23 protein-coding genes are annotated in these 20,700 nt (G+C 57.1%); 4 read left to right on the top strand and 19 right to left on the bottom strand.

The features are described from left to right. Nucleotides 1-188: 188 nt before the first annotated feature. The gene (locus PHD44_RS00115; RefSeq protein ID WP_300186590.1) at nt 189-2,198 is read left to right on the top strand and encodes a hypothetical protein; all 2,010 of its coding nucleotides are present in this window, start codon (nt 189-191) and stop codon (nt 2,196-2,198) included. A 473-nt stretch (nt 2,199-2,671) separates the two neighbouring features. Here the strand turns inward: PHD44_RS00115 and PHD44_RS00110 are convergent, their stop codons facing one another. The 7 genes from PHD44_RS00110 to PHD44_RS00080 all read right to left on the bottom strand — a co-directional run bounded on the left by PHD44_RS00110 (nt 2,672) and on the right by PHD44_RS00080 (nt 7,339). Next, a complete protein-coding gene (locus tag PHD44_RS00110) occupies nt 2,672-2,947 on the bottom strand; it encodes a hypothetical protein (protein WP_300186588.1) in 276 nt (91 codons plus the stop codon). Nucleotides 2,948-3,157: 210 nt separating this feature from the next. Then, complete coding sequence (locus PHD44_RS00105) at nt 3,158-4,006, bottom strand: ABC transporter permease (RefSeq protein ID WP_300186586.1); 849 nt, start codon at nt 4,004-4,006, stop codon at nt 3,158-3,160. After that, nucleotides 4,003-4,950 carry an ATP-binding cassette domain-containing protein gene (locus tag PHD44_RS00100; protein ID WP_300186584.1) on the bottom strand — a complete coding sequence of 316 codons (948 nt, stop codon included), beginning with the start codon at nt 4,948-4,950 and terminating at the stop codon, nt 4,003-4,005. The genes PHD44_RS00105 and PHD44_RS00100 overlap by 4 nt, the downstream gene beginning before the upstream one ends. 2 nt (nt 4,951-4,952) lie before the next feature. After that, nucleotides 4,953-6,200, bottom strand: coding sequence for a 3-deoxy-D-manno-octulosonic acid transferase (locus tag PHD44_RS00095; protein ID WP_300186582.1), 1,248 nt, complete (start codon nt 6,198-6,200; stop codon nt 4,953-4,955). Then, nucleotides 6,197-6,742, bottom strand: coding sequence for a GIY-YIG nuclease family protein (locus PHD44_RS12690; RefSeq protein WP_367181996.1), 546 nt, complete (start codon nt 6,740-6,742; stop codon nt 6,197-6,199). The genes PHD44_RS00095 and PHD44_RS12690 overlap by 4 nt, the downstream gene beginning before the upstream one ends. Before the next feature lie 100 nt (nt 6,743-6,842). Then, the gene (locus PHD44_RS00085; protein ID WP_300186580.1) at nt 6,843-7,073 is read right to left on the bottom strand and encodes a hypothetical protein; all 231 of its coding nucleotides are present in this window, start codon (nt 7,071-7,073) and stop codon (nt 6,843-6,845) included. Continuing rightward, on the bottom strand, nt 7,070-7,339 hold the full coding sequence (locus PHD44_RS00080; RefSeq protein ID WP_300186578.1) for a hypothetical protein: 270 nt from the start codon (nt 7,337-7,339) through the stop codon (nt 7,070-7,072). The genes PHD44_RS00085 and PHD44_RS00080 overlap by 4 nt, the downstream gene beginning before the upstream one ends. Here PHD44_RS00080 and PHD44_RS00075 point away from each other — a divergent pair. Continuing rightward, nucleotides 7,314-8,240 carry a lipid A biosynthesis lauroyl acyltransferase gene (locus tag PHD44_RS00075; protein ID WP_300186576.1) on the top strand — a complete coding sequence of 309 codons (927 nt, stop codon included), beginning with the start codon at nt 7,314-7,316 and terminating at the stop codon, nt 8,238-8,240. The genes PHD44_RS00080 and PHD44_RS00075 overlap by 26 nt on opposite strands. Here PHD44_RS00075 and PHD44_RS00070 read toward each other — a convergent pair whose 3' ends face one another. The 8 genes from PHD44_RS00070 to PHD44_RS00035 all read right to left on the bottom strand — a co-directional run bounded on the left by PHD44_RS00070 (nt 8,241) and on the right by PHD44_RS00035 (nt 17,101). Beyond that, on the bottom strand, nt 8,241-9,395 hold the full coding sequence (locus PHD44_RS00070; RefSeq protein ID WP_300186574.1) for a glycosyltransferase family 4 protein: 1,155 nt from the start codon (nt 9,393-9,395) through the stop codon (nt 8,241-8,243). Beyond that, the gene (locus tag PHD44_RS00065; protein WP_300186572.1) at nt 9,358-10,635 is read right to left on the bottom strand and encodes an O-antigen ligase family protein; all 1,278 of its coding nucleotides are present in this window, start codon (nt 10,633-10,635) and stop codon (nt 9,358-9,360) included. Before PHD44_RS00065 ends, PHD44_RS00070 begins: the two co-directional genes overlap by 38 nt. After that, nucleotides 10,632-11,465 carry a glycosyltransferase family 2 protein gene (locus PHD44_RS00060; protein ID WP_300186570.1) on the bottom strand — a complete coding sequence of 278 codons (834 nt, stop codon included), beginning with the start codon at nt 11,463-11,465 and terminating at the stop codon, nt 10,632-10,634. Before PHD44_RS00060 ends, PHD44_RS00065 begins: the two co-directional genes overlap by 4 nt. Next, nucleotides 11,462-12,232 (bottom strand): polysaccharide deacetylase family protein, encoded by a 771-nt coding sequence (locus PHD44_RS00055; protein ID WP_300186568.1) that lies wholly within the window; start codon nt 12,230-12,232, stop codon nt 11,462-11,464. Before PHD44_RS00055 ends, PHD44_RS00060 begins: the two co-directional genes overlap by 4 nt. A gap of 42 nt (nt 12,233-12,274) precedes the next feature. Then, nucleotides 12,275-12,937: a 2OG-Fe(II) oxygenase gene (locus PHD44_RS00050; protein ID WP_300186566.1), complete on the bottom strand. Its 663-nt coding sequence runs from the start codon at nt 12,935-12,937 to the stop codon at nt 12,275-12,277. Between the two features lie 85 nt (nt 12,938-13,022). Next, nucleotides 13,023-14,855 (bottom strand): asparagine synthase (glutamine-hydrolyzing), encoded by a 1,833-nt coding sequence (gene asnB / locus PHD44_RS00045; RefSeq protein ID WP_300186564.1) that lies wholly within the window; start codon nt 14,853-14,855, stop codon nt 13,023-13,025. A 3-nt stretch (nt 14,856-14,858) separates the two neighbouring features. Further along, nucleotides 14,859-15,935, bottom strand: coding sequence for a glycosyltransferase (locus tag PHD44_RS00040; protein ID WP_300186562.1), 1,077 nt, complete (start codon nt 15,933-15,935; stop codon nt 14,859-14,861). Beyond that, complete coding sequence (locus tag PHD44_RS00035) at nt 15,932-17,101, bottom strand: glycosyltransferase family 4 protein (protein WP_300186560.1); 1,170 nt, start codon at nt 17,099-17,101, stop codon at nt 15,932-15,934. The genes PHD44_RS00040 and PHD44_RS00035 overlap by 4 nt, the downstream gene beginning before the upstream one ends. A 90-nt stretch (nt 17,102-17,191) precedes the next feature. Here PHD44_RS00035 and PHD44_RS00030 point away from each other — a divergent pair, with 90 nt between their 5' ends. Next, nucleotides 17,192-17,863, top strand: a complete 672-nt coding sequence (locus PHD44_RS00030) for a 2OG-Fe(II) oxygenase (protein ID WP_300186558.1) — start codon at nt 17,192-17,194, stop codon at nt 17,861-17,863. Then, on the top strand, nt 17,860-18,876 hold the full coding sequence (locus PHD44_RS00025; protein ID WP_300186556.1) for a mitochondrial fission ELM1 family protein: 1,017 nt from the start codon (nt 17,860-17,862) through the stop codon (nt 18,874-18,876). Before PHD44_RS00030 ends, PHD44_RS00025 begins: the two co-directional genes overlap by 4 nt. A gap of 91 nt (nt 18,877-18,967) precedes the next feature. Here the strand turns inward: PHD44_RS00025 and PHD44_RS00020 are convergent, their stop codons facing one another. The 4 genes from PHD44_RS00020 to PHD44_RS00005 form a co-directional block, all read right to left on the bottom strand. Continuing rightward, on the bottom strand, nt 18,968-19,111 hold the full coding sequence (locus PHD44_RS00020; RefSeq protein ID WP_300186554.1) for a hypothetical protein: 144 nt from the start codon (nt 19,109-19,111) through the stop codon (nt 18,968-18,970). A gap of 14 nt (nt 19,112-19,125) precedes the next feature. Then, nucleotides 19,126-19,338 carry a zinc-finger domain-containing protein gene (locus PHD44_RS00015; RefSeq protein WP_300186552.1) on the bottom strand — a complete coding sequence of 71 codons (213 nt, stop codon included), beginning with the start codon at nt 19,336-19,338 and terminating at the stop codon, nt 19,126-19,128. After that, the gene (locus tag PHD44_RS00010) at nt 19,335-20,270 is read right to left on the bottom strand and encodes a branched-chain amino acid transaminase (RefSeq protein ID WP_300186550.1); all 936 of its coding nucleotides are present in this window, start codon (nt 20,268-20,270) and stop codon (nt 19,335-19,337) included. Before PHD44_RS00010 ends, PHD44_RS00015 begins: the two co-directional genes overlap by 4 nt. Nucleotides 20,271-20,612: 342 nt before the next feature. Beyond that, nucleotides 20,613-20,700, bottom strand: an 88-nt coding sequence (locus tag PHD44_RS00005) for a transposase domain-containing protein (RefSeq protein WP_300186679.1), incomplete at its 5' end; no start/stop codon positions are given.

Genomic DNA, 20,700 nt, shown 5'->3' with positions numbered 1-20,700 from the left:
CCGCCACAAACCAACCGTCTGCCCAGCTGGTGGGGTTCCCTGATGCGGGGGCACATTTCCCGCCTCAATTCAACGCATTGCTATTATTTCTGCTTGATTTCAAAATAAAACGGATACCTTTGAGTTTAACCCAAAGGCGCGCAGCGCCCGTCGACCGCTCAACCATTCATCAGCAAGGAGCACACTTCATGAACCCGCAAACCATCCCCTCATTCCCCACGCTCAAGCCGCTGGCGGCTGCCCTGGCCATCACCCTGTTTACCCTAGCCGAGCCGGTGTGGGCTGGTAGTGTCGATGGCGGCAACGCCAGCGGAGTGGATAGCGTAGCCGTTGGTCCAGGAAGCACGGCCAGCGGAGCCAGCAGTACGGCCATCGGAGTCAGCAGTACGGCCAGCGGCGACAACAGCACGGCCAACGGTTATTACAGCAGAGCCAACGGCATTCAGAGTACTGCCAGTGGCTATATCAGCTCAGCCAGTGGCATAGGTAGTACGGCCACCGGTTCAGTCAGCACGGCTAGCGGGAGCGGTAGCACTGCCAACGGCTCCTACAGCTCAGCCAGCGGCACCTACAGTTCAGCCAGCGGCTATTCCAGCACGGCCAGTAGCATAGGTAGTACGACCAACGGCGCCTACAGCTTAGCCCAAGGCAACGGCGATATTGCCGTGGGTGCTCAGGCATCTACCTATAGTGGTACATCTCAAACATCAGGGAATATTGCTATCGGCACTTCGACGGGCGTTGTTTCGGGCAGCTTTGGAGGCACCCCAACCACCGCCAATGGCGGTAATTCGATTGCCATCGGCACGGGCGCGGGCGCAGTAAGCACGGGTGGCATTGCGGTCGGTGCGGGCAGTCAGGCACAAGGGGGGTATGGCAGCATTGCCGTTGGCCTGAACAGCACGGCCAGCAACAGCATCAGTACCGCCATTGGTTATTACAGTGGCGCCACCGGCGCGAACAGTCTGGCGGTCGGCGCTGGGGCACAAGCATCGGGCGCTCAAAGCGTGGCGGTGGGAATGAGCAATACCGCAACCGGCACCCAGGGTTTTGCCGGGGGCATATACAGCAATGCCGGCGGGGATTACAGCGCGGCCGTCGGGGCTTCGAGCTCATCGACCGGCGCCGCCAGCGCCGCTTTTGGCGCGGACAGCAATGCCTCGGGAGTTGGCAGTGTGGCCAATGGCTACTATGCCTCGGCCAGCAGCAGCAATGGCGTGGCAATCGGCGCACAATCACAGGCGAGCGGAATCAATTCAGTGGCGCTGGGCGCGGGCAGCAGTGATGGCGGCCAAGCCAATGTGGTGAGCGTCGGTTCGGCTACGCAGCAACGCCGGGTCATCAATGTGGCCAACGGTACAGTCAGCGCGAGCAGCACCGATGCTGTCAATGGCGGGCAGCTTTATGCCTCACAACAAGCGGCTGTATCTACTGCCAACACCTATACCAATACCCAGGTCACACAAATCAACGCCGCGCTGGCCAATCTGGCCGCAGCCGGGGTGTGCACCAAGGGTAGTAACGGCTCTTATGTCTGTGGTACGGGTGCCACCGCGCAGGGGAGAAATGCGACCGCGCAAGGCAATGGCGCCACAGCAAACGGTGATGACACGATGGCACTGGGCACCAATGCCCGCGCCAGTTACGCCGGTTCGGTCGCGATCGGTGCCGGGGCGCAGGCCAATGCCGACCCGACGACAGCGGTGGGTAACAATGCCATCGCCAATGGCAATAACTCGGTGGCGCTGGGCGCGAACACCACGGCCAACGGCAGCAATTCGGTGGCGCTCGGTCAAGGCTCGGTGGCCAACCGCGGCAACAGTGTGAGCGTGGGCAATGCCACCGCTGGCTTGACCCGGCAGATCACCAATGTCGCGCCCGGCACGCAGGGCACCGATGCGGTCAACCTCAATCAACTGAATGCGGCCAATGCCAATACGCTGAACGAAGCCGACTCCCGCGCAAATCGAGGCATTGCCTCGGCGGTAGCGCTGGCGGGCGCTGTGCCAAGTTTCGGCGCTTCGGGCAACAGCATGACAGCGGGCGTCGGTTCATACGGCGGCCAATCCGCAGTGGCGTTGCAATACGCCCATCGATTCAATTACGGGGAAGCCCATCCCCTTGTGGCTTCAATCGGTGCGGCCACTTCAACCGGCGGCAGCACGGCGATTCACGGCAGCTTGAGCGTGGGCTGGTAAATATCGGGGAACCATCATCTTTGCAGGAAGTAACGCTGAAACGCTTTGCGTTTCCCGAAGGGCTGGGCACATGGGTGAAACTCGAAAAACCCGTCATTCCCGCGTAGGCGGGAATCCAGCGCGTTGATTTTCCTGGGTTCCCGCTTTCGCGGGAACGACGAATCACGGGCATTTCGAGGTACCCATGGATGTATCCAGTCGCAATTAACTCTCTCAATTTCAATAATTTACGCAAAATTGCGTCAGATTAATTCGAAGCGGGCGCAAGCCCGCGTTATTGGGCGACGCCCCATCCATGGGACGTACGGGCACCTTGAAACATTTTTCGACCTACCCTTATATGAGAATTACGTTAATTCAAGATTTCGGCACACTTTTCATTTTAGAGACGTTTATCACACCATAAAAAACCCGGCCATGCCGGGTTTTACGTCTTTTCTGGGCAAAGCTGTCGGTTTGCTCAGATTGATCGATTATTTCTTCGCTGATGAAACTTTCTTCATTGAAGCCACATGATGTTTTTTTGCCACTACGCGGTGTGCTTTCACATTCTTCTTAACAAGATGTTTTTTTACGACATGCTTTTTAACGGCATGCTTTTTAACAACGTGCTTTGCGTGAGCGGGTTTGGCTGCCGCGTGATCCATCGGTGCTGGAGCAACAGGCTCCGCCGCCATAACTACGCCAGAAAAGGCCACCACTGTTGCAACACACGCACCGGCAACCCATTTGATCATGCTTGATTTCATCGAAAACCCCTGATTGAAAAATAATTAAAGAAGCATATAGATGATACGCCTACACTTTATCAAAAACTACAGGATTTTAAAAAACATAAAACAAACAAAATCAATTAGTTAAAAACAAATTCAGTCGACTTTATTAAAAAAACAACACATGTCGCAAGGTGATGCTATTTTTCGGACATAAAATCAAAAAACAGTTCAAAACAAGAATGTTCACACCCACAGGCGGCGGCGGACCATGGCTACGGCGAAAAAATAGCCTATCAGTGCGAAAAACAGCAGCACAGCCAGGTGAAGCACAAGGTGCTCAACAGGCTGGCCAACAATCAAAGGTCTAATAATTTCAATAGCATGGGTTAAAGGCAGAAACTGCACCCCGACTTGTAACGCGTGGGGCATGCTGTCCAGCGGAAAAAACACGCCCGACAGCATGAACATGGGTGTCACCACCAGAACAAAGTAGTAGTTGAAGAAATCATAGCTGCCGGCAATCGCACTCATGATAATGGCCGGCCCCACAAAGGCGAGCCCCATCAGGAAAACGACCGGCAACGCCCACGCAGCCATCCAGCCGCCGGGCACCGCGCCCAGTACTGCGGCAACAATCAAAATGGCGATGGCACTCAGCAACCCCTTTAATGCCGCCCAGATGCTCTCGCCCAGAACGATGTCGTCGATATCCATCGGTGTCGCCATGATGGCGTCGTAGGTCTTTTGCGGCACCATGCGGGTGAATACCGAGTACATGCCCTCGAACGATACCGTGGTCATTGCCGATGAAGCCACGACACCGGAGGCCAGAAAGACGAGATACGGCAAACCGCCGACTTCACCGACCAGATGCCCGAGCCCCAACCCCAGACCCAGCAGGTAAATCAGCGGCTCTCCGAAGTTCAGCACGATGGCCGGGCCGATCAATTTTTTCCAAACCAGGAAATTGCGCTCCAACAAAGCGAGCGCGGCCCATCGAAAACGTGGCATCGCCCAGATGGTTCGACTTGCCTGGCTTGGACTGGCCTGGCTTCGTTTGGCTTGGATTCGATTCGTTGTGGATCGACTCATTCCCGTAAACCTCGCCCCGTCAATCGTAAAAAGACATCCTCCAGCCCGGCGCGCCGATGGATGACGGTCAGCTCCGAATCATCACCGAGAAATTCGAGGATCGGCGCCGGCGCATGGGTGTAAACATATACCGCAGTGCCTTGACGTTCGGCGTGCGCACTCATGGATCGCAAGGTGGTGAACAAACCCTCGCTGACCGTGCCACGCAATTCGATCACATCGCTTTCCACATGCCGCTGGATCAGCTCCTTGGGTGAGCCTTGATCCAGAATTCGTCCATGATCCATCACGACAAGTTGGTCGCAGAGCCGTTCGGCCTCCTCCATATAATGCGTGGTCAGCACGAGCGTGACGCCACGGGCGCGCAGTTCAGACAGACGTGCCCAAATCAGGTGGCGCACCTGCGGATCAAGCCCGGTCGTCGGCTCGTCGAGAATGACAATCTCCGGATCGTTGATCAGCGCGCGGGCAATGGTTAGCCGTCGCTTCAAGCCCCCGCTCAAGGTTTCAACCTTGGCATCGGCTTTTGCCGCCAACTCGGAAAAGGCAAGCAGCGCCTCCACCCGATCAGCCACGGCGGCGCGCCTCAGGCCAAAAAAGCGGGCGTACATGAACAGGTTCTCCCGCACGGTGAAATCCGGATCGAGGTTATCTGCCTGTGGCACCAGCCCGACACGGGCTCGAATGGCCCGAGCGTGATCGGGCAACGCCTGCCCCAAAACGGATAGCGATCCCGCGTCAAAATCTGCCAACCCCATCAGCATTTTCAGCGTGGTGGTCTTGCCCGCGCCATTGGGGCCGAGGAACCCGAAGCACTGCCCCGGAGGAATCGTGAAATCGATGCCATCCACGGCACGAAATTGCCCGAACTGCTTCACCAGCCCTTGCGCGCGGACGACCGGCGCTGCCACGGTGACTGACTTTTTCATTGGCGGATCAAACACACTCAACTCCTCGATAAAATACGATCCAAGGCATCAACAACCCGCGCCGTCGACCCTCGATTGGCTTGCACGACAGCATGGGCACGTGCTCCGGCTTGCCGCCATGCTTCCGGTTGCGCCCAGGCAGCTTCGACGGCGGCGACCACGTCCGCTGCATCTTCCACCATACGCACGGCGTCTCGCTCTGCCAGCAATCGGAACACCGCCCGGAAATTATGCACATTCGGCCCACTGAGTACCGCACGGCCGAACACGGCCGGTTCGATGGGATTATGCCCGCCCGTCATGACAAGCGATCCGCCCATGAATATCACCTCGATGGCGGCAAAGAATTGCATGAGCAATCCGGTCTGGTCGACCAGCAGCACCTGGGTTTTTGTATCCACCGTTAGCCCCATCGACGAGCGCTGCGTGTCCAACCCTCGGCTGGATATCAACGACAACACCTGCTGCGCGCGCTCAGGGTGCCTCGGCGCCAGCACCAGCAACGCATCGGGATGATCCGCCAGCAAGTGTTTATGCGCGTCCAGAAGCAAGGACTCTTCGCCCTCATGGGTACTCGCCGCCAGCCAGACGGGGCGGGTACCCGCGGACCAGGACTCGACTTTCGGCTTTGCCACATCAAATTTGATATTGCCGCAATCGATGATGCGATCGTGCATCACATCTGGCGCGAGGGCGCGAAATCGCGCCTGATCATCACTCGATTGGGTGCAGATCAGGCCGATACGGCTCAGCGTCTGTTTGAGCAAGGTGCCACCCCACCGGCGATACCGCCGAAATGACCGATCCGACAAGCGGGCATTGACCACCGCCATCGGCACGCCGCAAGCCTGTGCCACCCGCGCCCAATTCGGCCAGAGTTCAGTTTCCATCACAACGATCAATTTCGGCCGAAGTCGCCGGAGCACGGCACGTTGCGCAAAGGCATAATCAAACGGGGCATAGAAATGCCGCAGCCCCAATTCCCGCGCCGCTTGGGCACCGGTTTCCGTCATGGTGCTCACCACCAAAGGCAAATCGGGCCAACGCGATTGCAGTGCGCGAATCAAGGAGGCCGCCGCCCGAATCTCTCCCAGAGAAACCGCATGCAGCCAAACGCAACCCATAGGCAAATCCTTGGCAACCCGCCCAAACTGAGCCCAAGGGAGTCGATGCGATTCAGGGGCACGAAAATAACGGCACCAAGCATCGATAATCAGCCAAGGCAGCGCAAGCATCAATGCGAATTGGTATGCCCATCGAGTCATAAGAGATCCATCATTCCCGTCTCATCGTCATTGCGCACAGGGCCACCTTCCCCGTCATTCTGCGCGGAGCCACCCTTTCTGTCATTCTGCGCGGAGCCGTCAGGCGGAGTCGCAGAATCCATCGTGTCGCTTGGCGCATGGCAGTATGGACCCTGCAACTTCGCGCTGGGTGACGATAAGCGAAGCGCGTCTTTCTGCGCGAAGCCACCCTCTCTGTCATTCTGCGCGGAGCCGTCAGGCGGAGTCGCAGAATCCATCCACCCCGCAGAAAGGTCCAGCCAGCCCGGATTTCGCTTTTCTATCAGGTCGATCTTCCATTGCCTGTTACGGTTCTTGATTTTCTTTTCAAGGCTGATTGCCGCCGCAATATCCTCACCCTGCTCAAACCAGACCAACCGGGTTACATCGTATTTGCTGGTAAACCCATCGAGTAGATGATGCTTGTGCTCGTACATGCGGCGTTCTAGGTTGTTGGTGACACCGGTGTATAAAGTGCCGCGTTTTTTGCTGGCAAGAATGTAAACATAGGCTGACTTGGTCATTAGGTCACCTCACGAATGGATTCTGCAACTGCGCTTCGCTCCGTGCAGAATGACGGGGAAGGTGGCTCCATGCAGAATGACGGGGAGGATGTATTACCTGTCATGCCGTCGCCTCCTTGAAGCTCATCAAACGGCCACTACCGTCATCCTCTGCGAAGTCATTGCCGTCACCCTGCGCGAAGTCACTACCGTCACCCTGCGCGAAGTCGCAGGGTCCATGCTGCCATGCGCCATGCGGCACGATGGATTCTGCAACTGCGCTTCGCTCCATGCAGAATGACGGGGAGGATGGCTCCGTGCAGAATGACGGGGAGGATGTATTACCTGTCATGCCGTCGCCTCCTTGAAGCTCATCAAACGGCCACTACCGTCACCCTCTGCGAAGTCATTGCCGTCACCCTGCGCGAAGTCACTACCGTCACCCTGCGCGAAGTCGCAGGGTCCATGCTGCCATGCGCCAAGCGGCACGATGGATTCTGCAACTGCGCTTCGCTTCGTGCAGAATGACGGGAAGGGTGGCTCCATGCAGAATGACGGGGGTATCGCAATAGGTGCTTCAAGGCAGCCATTGATGCCATCTGTTAAAATCGCTGCCATGACGCATTCGCTCTCCTTCCTGCAAAAAATTTCACTGGGTCTGCTTACCTGGCTGCTCCGCGGCATTGCCGCCCTGCCGCAATCTGCTCGACTCCGCCTCGGCGCACTATTGGGACGCGTGAGTAAACGTTTCGTCTGTAAGCGACGCAAGATTATGGCGCAAAACCTGCAAACTGCCTTCCCCGATTCCACGGCAGCGTGGCGCGATGAGATCATTAACGAACATTTCGACCGCCTGGGCGCGGATGCGCTGGAATCCATCTGGGGTTGGTATGGCAAAACCGAACCACCGCCTGCGCACACGGTCATCGGCGCGGAGCATGTTGAAGCCGCGCTCGCCCGCGGCCAGGGCGTGATACTCAATGCAGGCCATTTCACCCAAGGCGAGGTTTCCGTTTATCTTGCCGCACGACGCTGGCCGGTTCATGCCGTTTATCGCCCGAACGATAACCCCGTCATCGACGAGCTGATCAACGTCGGGCGTCGCAAGCACGTGGCCAGTCTGATCGATCGCGAGAACACGCGTGCCATGGTCCGCACGCTCAAAAAAGGCGGGATCATCTGGACGGCGGCCGATCAAAGCTTCCACGGCAAACAGAGCGCCTTCATTCCCTTCTTCGGCGTCCCCTGCACCACTAATCTGGCCATTCCGATTCTGGCACGGATGGGCAATGCGGTTGTTTTGCCCTATTACGTGCGCCGATCGGGGGAAACCTACGAGGTGATCATTCAGCCACCGCTGGAAAATCTGCCCAGTGGCGATGATGTTGCCGATACGGCCAGGCTCGTCACCGTATTGGAAGAGGAAATACGCGCTCAACCAGGTGCATATCTATGGGGCCATCGACGCTACAAAAACCGGGCACCGGATAAAGCCAACGCAGCAGTCGAACCGGGTTAATCAGCTTCTTCGCAGAATATTGATTTTTTCGTGGATGAGCGATGGCTCAAACACCGTTTGGGCTCTGGTCGCAGCGAGTGCCCCGATGGCCTGACGATGGGCATCATCGGACATCAATCGCGTCAATGCGGCCGACAGATGTTCAGCCGTCGGCTCGACCAGCAGCCCCGCCTCACCGATCACTTCCGGCAGGCCGCCGCGATTTGACGCGATCACCGCGCAACCCGCCGCCATACCTTCCAGCGCCGTTCGGCCAAAAGGCTCCGCCCAGAGCGAAGGCACCACCGCGATGGCCGCTCGATTGAATGCCGTGGTCACCATCTCATAAGGCTGATACCAGTCGAACAGAATCCGGTCGCGCATTTGTGGCTGAAGGGTCGCCAGCAACGCACGTTCGTGCGGATACTGCGCCGTGGTCTGCCCGAAATGCCAGGCACCGATAAAGCGGGCGCGCCATTCGGGAAACCGGGGCAATACCGTTTGCAAGGCTTGTAACAAGGGTAGCGCACCCTTTTCGGGAATCAGCCGCCCCACGAACAGTATTTCTTTCTGCTTTGCTGTTCCGGGCGCGAACCGAGTCAAATCCACGGTATTGGGCACAACGACCACACGCGCACAAAGCGATGCGGACACGCCTTCGCACAAACGCTGTCGAATGAATTCACTTACGGCGACGACATAATCGGCACGCATCAACACACGCTGCCGGTCTTCGGGTGTTTTCAGACCACGAATCGATTGCGGGTCGTTATGCAGATACAGTGATAACCCCAATTTGAGGTGGCTGAACTCATGGAACAAATGCGCCCGATTATGGATTTCCAGTCGCTGTGGGTTCTGGCGTTTTATGGCGCGGGCAATCGCCCAACGATAACGCACTGTTTGTCTCGCGGGCCACCATTTGGGCGTCGCCAAACCGACATACGACACCGAAGGCACGAGGGGCGCTGCGTGCAAGGGATCCCCCCAAATGGCGCTGCCATCGGGTTCGTGCTCAAGTTGGTTCGCCACCGTCAGTGCAATCGCGCCCGGGCGATCGACGGAAAAAGCCTCTCGATGCGGGAGGATAATCGCCGTATCGGTCACCGCATTTTGTCCGGATTGTGGTGGCACACGCTCAGGCAGCACGGGCACGGGCCATCGACCACGCCACACCCGTCCAGATCACGGCAGCCGTCCAGCCATTGAAATATTCCATCGTGCTTTGCAGCGGCCAGAATGTGGTAAGCAACACGGCGCTACCAAAGTAGGCTTGCATCGGCACACCGTGACGAATCGAGTCACCAATCACTTTGGTAAACAACAACAGCACCATGGACACGAAAATGACGAAAGCGAAAATGCCGCCCTCGGCCAACATACCGCTGTAAAAATTATGCGGATGAATCACCGCGCCATCAAAACCCATGGCGTCGTAGCGCGCCTTGTAGGCAGGCAGATGAGTATCGCAATAGGCTTTGAATTCACGCGTGCCAACCCCCGTCCAGGGTTTGGCCTCAAATTCGGCGAAGGCCGTCATAAAGTTGAGACCATAGACGGTTTCATCCAGATGCCCGATGGTGTGAACCGTCGAATCCACGCTGCGATGCACCATTTCTTTCTGGGTTATGGCAACGCCGGCCACGGCCACACCGAGCACGACGAGCAGTCCGATCAGCGGCATACGCCAACGACGATGGTGAATCATCACGCCCAGCATGACCAAACCACTACCCAGTAAATAGGTTAACAACGCGGCTCGCTCGCCCGTTAAAAACAGGAATAGCGCGCCGACTGCCGACATACCGGCAATGGCGAGCAATGCCCAGAGTTCTCGCCATCGCAACGCGGCGAACCAGACGACTGCCAGCCCGATAAACCAGACCCGATCCGTAAACGTGCCCACCATGGGGTGCTCGAATGGCCCTGTCAGACGAACCGGGCTGTTCGGCACATGCCCGAAAATATCCCGCCCGATCGCATATTGCAGAAACGTATCCAGCACAATGAACACAATCACGGCCAGCATGGCGCGCTCGAACCATACAAGGGTATTAGGCTGCCTTGAGAACAACCAGATCAGCGCGGCGGCGAATACGGGCCAACGGAAAGCCAGCACGGCGGACAAGGCCGAGTTGGCCGGATTCACCGAGAAGGGCGAGAGCACGAGCAAAATAACCGACAGTGCCGCTGCCGCGTACACCCAACCTTGCGCCAACCAGGAGAAATCCCGACGACGAATCGCAACGAACAGCGCGATCAGAACGGTCACGCCGACCGCAACTTCGGCAGGCACCCGCTTGAACAGCACCAAAATTGGCAAGAGCAGCACGCCAATGAGCGCCAATTTCTGCGCCCAGTCCAACGGTCGATAAGCTGGTGACACCGAATTTTGCACAAAGTGATCCGAATTCATGATTTATCCTTGGGTTTAGACGCCAGCCCCAAACGCTCGCGCTCTGCGGCTTCGAATTTCTTGGCTTCGATAAGAAAGGAGTAATACGCGCTCGCCATCGCCTGAATCAATCCGCGACGGCCATCGAGAAACGCGCGCCGGAGCAGATAGTTCTTGAGAAAACGCAGCGGGAAAATCGTAAATAGCTTGAGCGCCGATGGTTTTTTGCCGCGACTCGCGTCCAGCTCAGCGCGCATCGTCGAATAATGATTGATCTTCTGCACACGCAGGGCAACCGATTCCACACCGTAATGTTCGACCCATCCGGGCAGATGTTCGATTCGGCCACCCGCATCCAGTTGCACGGATTCATGCACGATCTGCTCGGACAGAAAGCGCCCAGCCCCACGACGCCACAAGCGCACGCGCGAAATCGCCCGCGTGTGTTTACTGGCTGGCACGCCGATGAACCAATCGCGGAATCGAACCTGTCCGCCAATCACGTTGGGATCGTCACGCCGTACCAGTTCGATAATCGCGTCGCGCAGTTCGGCGTCGACCACTTCATCGCCATCGAGATTGAGCACCCAGGGTTGGGTGCACAGATCAAGCGCTACCTGCTTTTGCTGCCCATATCCCAGAAATTCCTGATGCACGATGCGCGCACCGTGGCGTTTGGCAATCTCTAAAGTTTCATCAGTCGAGCCGGAATCGACGATGATGATTTGTGCAAAGCCAGACACGGCAGATAGCACCTCATCCAGCCACCGGGCGCAATTCTTGGTGATCAGGAACACACTGACCGGCACGACGGCGCGCGCTTCGTGCGGCGGGGTGGCAATGTCATTCATACGCGATAGCGTCCTCGGGTGATGGTCAGCCAGAATTCGAACCGGTTCATTTGTCCGACTATCGACAAACGCGGCAGACACAACGGATCGAACTTACGGCGCGGCAGAATCTTTTTCTTGGTGGTCACGGCAGTCTCGAATCCGGCCGCCGCGACCATCGCCACGTGCTTGTCAGAGAATTTGCCATACGGATAAGCAAAACTCGTGCAAGGCTTGCCCGTCAGTGATTCCACCGCATTTTTCGAGGCTTGAATTTCGGCCAGCGCCTGGTTGTCGTCGGTTGACGGCAAGTGAATATGAGTCATCGTGTGGGCACCAAACTCGATACCTGCCGCGCTCATCTCGGCAATCATTTCAGGGCTCAAGCGCTCGATATCCGGCATATCCGGCGCCAGATAAATGGTGGCCGGAGCAGAAAATTTCTTCAGAATCGGCCAGGCATGGGTGAAGTTGTCCGCGTAACCATCATCGAAGGTAATCGCGACCATATGTGCCGGATTTTCGGCGGCCATCAGTTCGGATACGGTCACAAAGCGGGCGCCGTGCGCGGCCAGCCAGGCCAGATGCGCTTCGAACTGGGTTGTCGTTGCCGTGATTCCCTCGCCCCGTGGGCTCTCGGCAGCAGCGGGTTGAATGCGGTGATACATCAAAATGCGCGGCCAGCCGAGCGGCTTCGGCCAGCGCCAGAAATTGTAACGAGCGGCCAATGCCACCAGCGCGATCACCCCGGCCAAGCCGAAAGCGGCGACCAGTAGCCCTTCAATCATGCCGCCATCCAGCGCATGACCGAACCGAGGACGGCGACAGGATCAATACGCATCATCGACCGGCTTTGCTTTCTTCCCGCCGCCAAACCAGCGTTTGATCTTGGCCGAAAGCCCGTGACGCCACTGACTGCGGCGCACGGCAGCGTCACTGACCACCCAGTTGAGCTGAATGCTGCGCCGCTGGCCGACGAATGGCTTATGGCCGTGCCAGGCATTCTCGGTGTTGACGAATGCGAGCAGGGTGCCTGCCGCCGGAATCACTTCATCGAAGCTGTCTTCCAAGTTATCTGAATTGAGCAGCCGCAGGCCGCCATCAGCGGGATTCCAGTCACTGTTCAGATACAGCAGCACCGTCACCAGCTTGCTGCGCGAGTCGGTATGAACCCGTCCGTCCTGTTCACCGCTGTACCCGCGAATCGTCATGGTCGTGGGCTTACCGACCAGGTCGATACCCAGTTTTTCGGAAAACTTGCGCGCCACTTCCTCGCTTTCGAGGTACTCGACCAAGGCCTTGAAACTCGGCCCACTGTCGAGTTCGCTCATGGGGAAGCTGCCGCGCTTGGGCACCTCAGGGAAGTCCCGGTCGATATCAGCCATCACCGACTTGGGCACAAAATCATGTGCCACAAAATGCACGAAGGGCTCCTTTACCAAAGGAGCCGCATCAAAAGCAGCGAAATCAACCAGTTGATCGGCTTTCAGCATGACTTTATCACCCTTACAAGAATCCAATTGCCAAATCATAACACGCACCATGAAGGCGCATGTCGTCCGGGAATAACGCAAAAAATCACGTCTTAAGCCAAGCGATGGGGTCGACCCTGTCCGGCGGACGGGAAAAGTCCTGTTCAAAGACGATGCGGTGCCAAATGGCCAACTGAACGATACCCATCACCGTATCCACCGATGAACGGTCACCAAGCGCCGCTTGCTGTACGCATTGGCGCAAAGCAGGAAGATGAAACATGTCCGCGATAACAGCCTGCCGAGAAAGCGCCTCGAACAGGTCGTGCGCGCCGACACTGCGAATCCAATCACCCACCGGAACGGTGAATCCTTTCTTGCGGGCAGTGGCCGCGGGATTGATTGATGCGGCCGATTGCTTCGCCAACCACTGGCGCAACAGTTGTTTACCGAGCCGCCCCTGACGGCGCAACTGCACAGGCAACGATAAGCCAAACAGCACCATTCGGTGATCCAGAAACGGTACGCGCCCTTCGACACCATAGGCCATCAACATCCGGTCGAGCTTGGTCAACAAATCCTCGACCAACCACCCTTGCATGTCGAGCAACTGCATCCGCGTCATCAGGTCCAGTCCACGGCTCTGCTGCCAGTATTCGGCCTGGGTATCCCGCCAGATGTCATCCTGCCGCCAGAATTCGGAGGTCAACAGACCACGTGGCGTTCGGTCGAGCCGTCCACGCGTGCGAAAACCGCCACTACCCGGCTTCAACAACGCGCGCAACCAGCGCTGGACCGGCACCGGTCGATATCGACCATAACCGGCAAACACCTCGTCGCCGCCTTCGCCCGAAAACACCACCTTGTGTGATCGACTCGCCGCCTGCGCCAATTCCAGTGTGGGCAGGCAGGCCGCATCGCCCATCAGATCGTCACCCGCCCACAAGGCCATGACCTGACGATCAAACAATCGCTCAGGGCGAAGCGCAATCGTGCTGAGCGGTATATGCAACTGCTCTGCCAATTGCTGGGCAGCAGCGCGTTCATCGTGCACCGAGTGGGTGTCGAAACCGACCGTCCAGGCATGCGCGTCAGGAGCTCCGGCTTGCTGATAGGCCAAAATGGATGAATCGATTCCGCCGGAGAGGAACAGGCCAATCGGCACATCCGCGTGGCGGTGCTCCGCCATGGACGCATGCAGTAATTCGTCGAATTGGGTCAGGGCATCCGTCTGCGTCCAATCGGTTTCACGCGCAGCGCGTGCCTCATCGGTCAGTGACCACCAAACCGATGTGCGAATCTGCCCGTCGGCAGCGAGATCGATCCGCTCACCCGGCATGAGTCGCTCGATGCCGTGGATGGCTGTTTCTCTGCCGATCACGAAATTCTGCTGCAGGAAAGCCATAGCCGCGGCAGGATTCATGGTTGCCTGAGCCGAGACCAGCGGCCAAAGACCCTTGATTTCCGAGGCAAACGCAAGCCCGTGGGGCACGCGACAAATATACAAGGGTTTGATGCCCATGCGATCCCGAGCGATCACCAACGTGCGTCGATCACGATCAAACACGGCTAGCGCGAACATGCCGCGCAACATTGGCAAGAAACCCGCCGCGTCCTGCTCTGCCAATATGGGAATGACGGCACAATCGGAATGCGAGGTGGGCGTGATGGATCGCGCGGCCAGATCACGAAAGACATCCGGGGCATTGTAAATTTCACCGTTGGCAACGGTGACGGACCGACCCGATGGGCTGAACAATGGCTGAGCGCCACCGGCCAGATCCACTATGGACAGCCGCGTGTGCACGAACCCCAGATCGTGATCGATAAATTGCCCCGCGCCATCGGGGCCGCGGTGTGCCAAGCGCTGGGCCATTTGATCCAGAATGCTGGAATCAATCGCGTGACCGGGTGTGTAGATGCCTGCAATACCGCACATGGATCAAACCCAGGTTGTCATGAGCTTGCGATAGAGCGCTGCGTACTGCGCGACCACCGCATCCTGGCTGTGATGCCGCAACAGTTCGGCTGCACCGGCACGTCCGAATGCCACCAACTGAGTGTTCGGCAGATTCAACAAGGACGCTATCGACGCCGCCATGGCTTCGGGTTCGTCGATGGGGGTCATTACGCCATTTTCATCGGGCGTGATTAATTCCAATGCGCCATCGGACATTGTTGAAAGCACGGGCAAACCGTGCCCCCATGCCTCCAGAATCACATTCCCCAGGGGCTCATGTCGCGAAGGGCAGACGAACAGATCGGCCAGCGCAAACAAGGCGTCGGTCTGCTGCTGCCAACCCACGCGATGAATCCGCGCCGCAACGGGGCTCTGGGAAATCTGTCGATCCAGTTGCTCGGCCAAGGGGCCATCGCCTGCAATCACCAGATGAGGCGCACCAGCGGTTGGCGGAAGTTGGGAGAAAGCCGCGATCAGCGTGTCAAAGCCTTTATTCGGATGCAGTCGGCCCAGTGCGAAGATCACCCGGTCATCGGCCCCAAGACCGAGTTTCTCACGCCACTGTTGCACTAATTCCGGCGCGACTTGGGGCGTCGGTTGCACGAAATTGCCGATAAAGTGAACCTTATCGGCAGGCACGCCTTGACGAATCAAAAAATCACAGATCCCTCGCGTGTTCCCGACCAGCGCATGGGCGTGACGATATTGCGCGGGATCATAGAAACCACCCAGTCGCGCGACATGCGCCGGTCGCAGCTTCGGTTTGAGGTGAACCAGCCGGGTTGCCCGACCCATCCAGGTTTGCACGATGTCCGGCCGGTGCAATTTGATCGCCCGCGAAAGCGACCATCGGGAAAACGGATCGAACACATTACCCATTCGCGCCGTGATGCCCGCACCTTGCACGAGATCGGTCAATTCGCTGCCTTTGCGCGTGACGGCGAGGGACGGCACACCGGACTCGTTCAACGCCTTGTGCAGCCGGAGAAAAAAGTTTTCAGCCCCGCCCATGCGGGCAGAACCGATGATTTGCATTGTTTGGATCTCAGAATCACTCATTGTCGAGGGCTGGCTTGAAGGTCACGATACAGTGCCAGTGTCTGTGCCTGCATGGTAGCCAAAGTAAACGGACGCTCGGAGGGCACCTCGGGCGCGCCATCTCGATACCAGCGTGACAAGGTGGCAACGGCCGCATCGATATCACCCAACGCGATGGCACCGGCGGGATACATGGTCGCGAGTTGTTCACCCACGCCGCCGTGGGCATAGCCAAGGACGGGGCGACCAAGACTCAAGGCTTCCAGACTGACCCGTCCGAATGCTTCCGGCTCGGTCGACAGCGAGAGCACCACGTCACTGATCGCCATGATGTTTTTGAGGTCTGAACGCTGACCGACCAGGGTCACGTCTTCGGTCAAATTCCGTCGCGAAATTTCCGCTTCGATTTCCTGCAAAAACGACTGCTTTCGCGGATGCGCGCCGCCGACGATTAATGCATGAACTGGGATACCTTCCGCCTTCAGACGTACAACAATATGAAGAAGATCAAGTTGCCCCTTCCAGCGGGTGATTCGCCCCGGCAAGGTAATCGTCCATTTGCCGACCGCTTGCGGGAACTCAGTCTGCCAACGCGACAACCATGACGACTCGGGTTGATATTCCGGCGAGAATGCAACCGGATCGACGCCACGATAGATGCGTGTGATTTTGACGGGATCAACCCAGGGGTAATGCCGCCGAATGTACGCAACAATCATGTCGGAAACCGCAATGATTCGTTCGCCTTTGAGCATGACAGCGCTATAGAAGTTTGGGGTGTACGGCCCGTGCACGGTGGTGACCAGACGCGGGCGAGTAGCTGGATCGAGCTTCTTCCAGGCCAGATAACCCAACCAGGCCGGCAATCGGGAACGCAGGTGGACGATGTCCACCTGCTTTTCCCGCATCAAGCGCCGCAGAATCGGAATATAGCGCAGACTGGTCAGGGATTTCTTACCAATAGGCAGGGTGATATGTTCCGCACCCAGCGCCTCCAACTCGGCAACCATGCGCCCGCCACCCGACACCACGATGGCCTTGTGTCCTGCCGCCATGAGCGCGGCCGCAATTTCAATGGTCCCGCGCTCGACACCGCCGCTTTCAAGCGCGGGCAGCAATTGCATCACAATCAGCGACTGACGCTCGACGGGCCGATCAGTGGCCGGATTAACTGGCAATAGGGTCATAGATTGGACACAAATTAACGTTTAGGCGATAAGAGGATTATTATACCTGTCAATATCTTCTCATCGTTTAGTTATCTTAAGGTCATGCGTATGCCCGATTCAACGCTATTAGATGCCGTAAAAGCCAGCCTGAAGCACTCATTCGAGTCCGCTAAACAGGAAGAGTCACCCTACCGGCACTGGCGCTTGCGTGAGTTGTTTCCACTGGAAACGGCCCGATCGATTGCCAAGCTCCCGTTCTCGCCGCCCGTCATCGATGATACGGGTGGGCGACGGGAAACCCACAACGAACTGCGTAAGTTTTTTGATCAGGATGCCATCGCGCGCTACCCCACCTGCTCTGCCATTGCACATGCACTGCAATCACCCGAAATGATTCGTGTGATTGAGAAGTGCTGTGGCCTCGACCTGACCGGCACCAACCTCCGGATCGAATACGCGCTCGACACGCAAGGCTTCTGGCTGGAACCTCACACCGATCTGGGCGTGAAAAAATTCACCATGCTGGCGTACATGTCCGAAGATCCGGAACATGAAAGCTGGGGAACGGACATTTATCTGACCAAAGAATCGCCCGCACAGCGCGTACTCGCCACGTTCAACACGGCCATGATCTTCGTCCCGTCAACCAATACGTGGCATGGGTTCGAACCAAGAAAAATCAATGGCATACGCCGAACCCTGATTATCAACTATGTCACTCAGGAATGGCGTAACCGCCACGAGCTCGCCTTCCCGAACAAACCTGTCACCTCGGCATGAGCACAGAACCGCAGGAAACATCATCGCCCCCAAAAATCTGGCTACTGACGAATGATGCCGTCGGTTTGCGCAACCAGGCGGTTGGCTTGGCCGAGCACATCGGCTGGCCATTCGAGGTCAAGCTGGTCAATCTGACCAAGCCCTGGCGTTGGCTGCCCGGTCACTGGCTACCCAAAGCGCACACCCGCCTCACGCCGCAATCCTCTCCATTGAAGGCGCCCTGGCCGGACATCATCATATCCTGTGGGCGCCTGGGCGCCGCAGCCGCGCTGGGGGTCAAACGGGCCAGCCGCGGGCGGGTATTCACCGTGCATATCCAGAACCCGCAGATGCCGCATCATCTGGTGGATCTGATCGCGCCACCCCGTCACGATGGCTTGATCGGGTCGAATGTCGTCAATACCCGTGGTGCACTGCACCATGTCACGCCTGAAAAAATCGAACAGGCCATCTCGCAGCAAACCAACATTCACCCGGAGTTGATCGAGATCAAACAACAACGACCAATTATTGGCGTTCTGATTGGCGGCAGTAATGCGACGGCAACCCTGACGCCCCAAAAAAGTCGAGCACTGATCGAAACACTGCTGAAGGTAGCCGCCGAACAAAGCGCTCACTTATGGATCACGGCATCGCGACGCACAGGCACGGAAAATATCGCTGCCATGGAAGCGGCGCTTGCGGGCACAACGCACTGGTTCTGGAACAACGAGGGGCCGAACCCCTATCACGCGATTCTCGGCATGGCCGATTATCTGATCGTGACCGGCGATTCGGTGTCGATGGTGTCGGAAGCCGCCTCAACCGGCAAACCAGTATATACGCTGGATTTCGATGGCTACTCGGGGCGACTTGTGGACTTTCATCGTATGCTGCGCGAAGAAGGCGTCACACGTCCATTTGAACGCGCACTGGAACACAAGCTGGAACACTGGAACTATGATCCCGTCAACGACACGCCTCATGTTGCCCGGTTGGTACGTGAACGGTTTCATCAGCACCGTCGCACCTGACGTTGTATTTCTAGCGACACACCAACCAGCAATCGGACGCGAAAAAAATCCCGCAAAGGCGGGACAGTAAAAACCTGGTATTAAGTGGCACTTATTCATCCGATGCCGGGGGCAAGTCACGATTCACCAATCGCTTGATCACCAGATAAATACCCACGTGAAGCGCAATTGCGATCAGCACCACCGCGACGATGATGGCAACCATCACCGGATTGTTCTGCACCAAAGTCCACATGCGCTTTATCCGACTTAATCGATCAGCCGATAAAGCGTGCCGCAATAAATACAGCGCGCTTGATCACCCGGCTTCTCCAGATGAATATAAACACGAGGATGCGCATTCCAAAGCGTCTCATCTGCACGAGGACAAAATACGGGCAGATCCGACTGATGGACGGCTACTTCACGCGCAGCGCTGGCCTTTTTGTATTGCTCAGGATGGGCTGCGGTATTCGGGTTCATGCACGCACCTCGGTAAAATCGAGCCAACCATCGAATTGGGTATCGAAGCGACCATGGACCAGATCAAAATAGGCCGACTGCAAGCGTTCGGTAATCGGGCCGCGTGAACCACTGCCGATCGGCCGGTTATCGACTTCACGGATAGGCGTGACCTCGGCCGCCGTCCCGGTGAAAAATGCTTCATCGGCAATGTAGACTTCATCGCGGGTGATGCGCTTTTCAATCACTTCATAACCAAATCGTTTCGCCAAAGTGATGATGGTGCGGCGCGTGATACCGTCTAGAGCTGCCGTCAGATCCGGTGTATACAAAATACCGTCTTTGACTAGAAAGATATTCTCGCCGGAACCTTCCGCAACAAAGCCCTGGGTATCCAGCAGCATGGCTTCGTCGTACCCGTCGTGTGTCACTTCGCGCAACGCCATCATGGAATTCATGTAAGAGCCGGTCGACTTGGCCTTGCACATTGTCACATTGACATGGTGCCGCGAATAGCTTGACGTCTTGATCCGGATGCCCTTTTGGATGTTATCCGCACCCAAGTAAGCACCCCACTCCCAGGCGGCGACCGCCACGTGGACTTTCAGGTTATCCGCCCGAAGCCCCATACCCTCGGAACCATAGAACACGATCGGACGCATATAGGCACTCTCAAGCCTGTTCGAACGAATCACTTCGCGATGGGCTTCGTTGATCACACTCTCCGAATAAGGCAAGGGCATCCCGAGAATGCGGGCAGAGTTCGCCAGGCGGCGCGTGTGATCTTCCAATCGGAAGATGGATGTTCCTCGATCCGTCTTATAGGCTCGAACGCCCTCGAAACAACCCATACCATAGTGAAGACTGTGCGTCAGCACATGGACCTGAGCAGAGCGCCAATCGATCAACTCACCATCAAACCATATAAAACCGTCACGATCAGCCATCGACATGATTAAGCCTCTGAAATATTGAAAAGCACCTACCCGCATGGGCAACCGAACATAAATCAACCCAGAAAATCAATCCAGACAAAGACAGGCGCAGGGCCTTCTCTTGAGCACGCTATCGAGCGAAGATCGATCATCAGTGACGCTTTTTTCACCGATACCAGCAAGTCCGCGACTTGCCGTCAACAAGAAAAATGAAGGGTCTTGGCAATAAAACGTAACTGCTCTAACTTTCTGAGCAAGATAATAATGATACACCAAGTTGCAAGTAGCCATAGGTCGAGAGCAGACCTAGTGTACCGTTTCGTAAGCGTCCAACCGCTCCACCTGTAAAACATGGGTCGTTTATGCTTTCTGCCTGAAGGGCAACAGTTCATCGATGCGGCTGTTGGGCCAGGTGGGTAGTTTTTCGAGGGTGTCTTTCAACCAGGCG

The sequence above is a fragment of the Halothiobacillus sp. genome (genome assembly GCF_028710545.1).
Classification (GTDB): Bacteria; Pseudomonadota; Gammaproteobacteria; order Halothiobacillales; family Halothiobacillaceae; genus Halothiobacillus.
The sequence above is the reverse complement of the archived record's forward strand: the minus strand, read 5'-3'. Positions and strand labels throughout refer to the sequence as shown.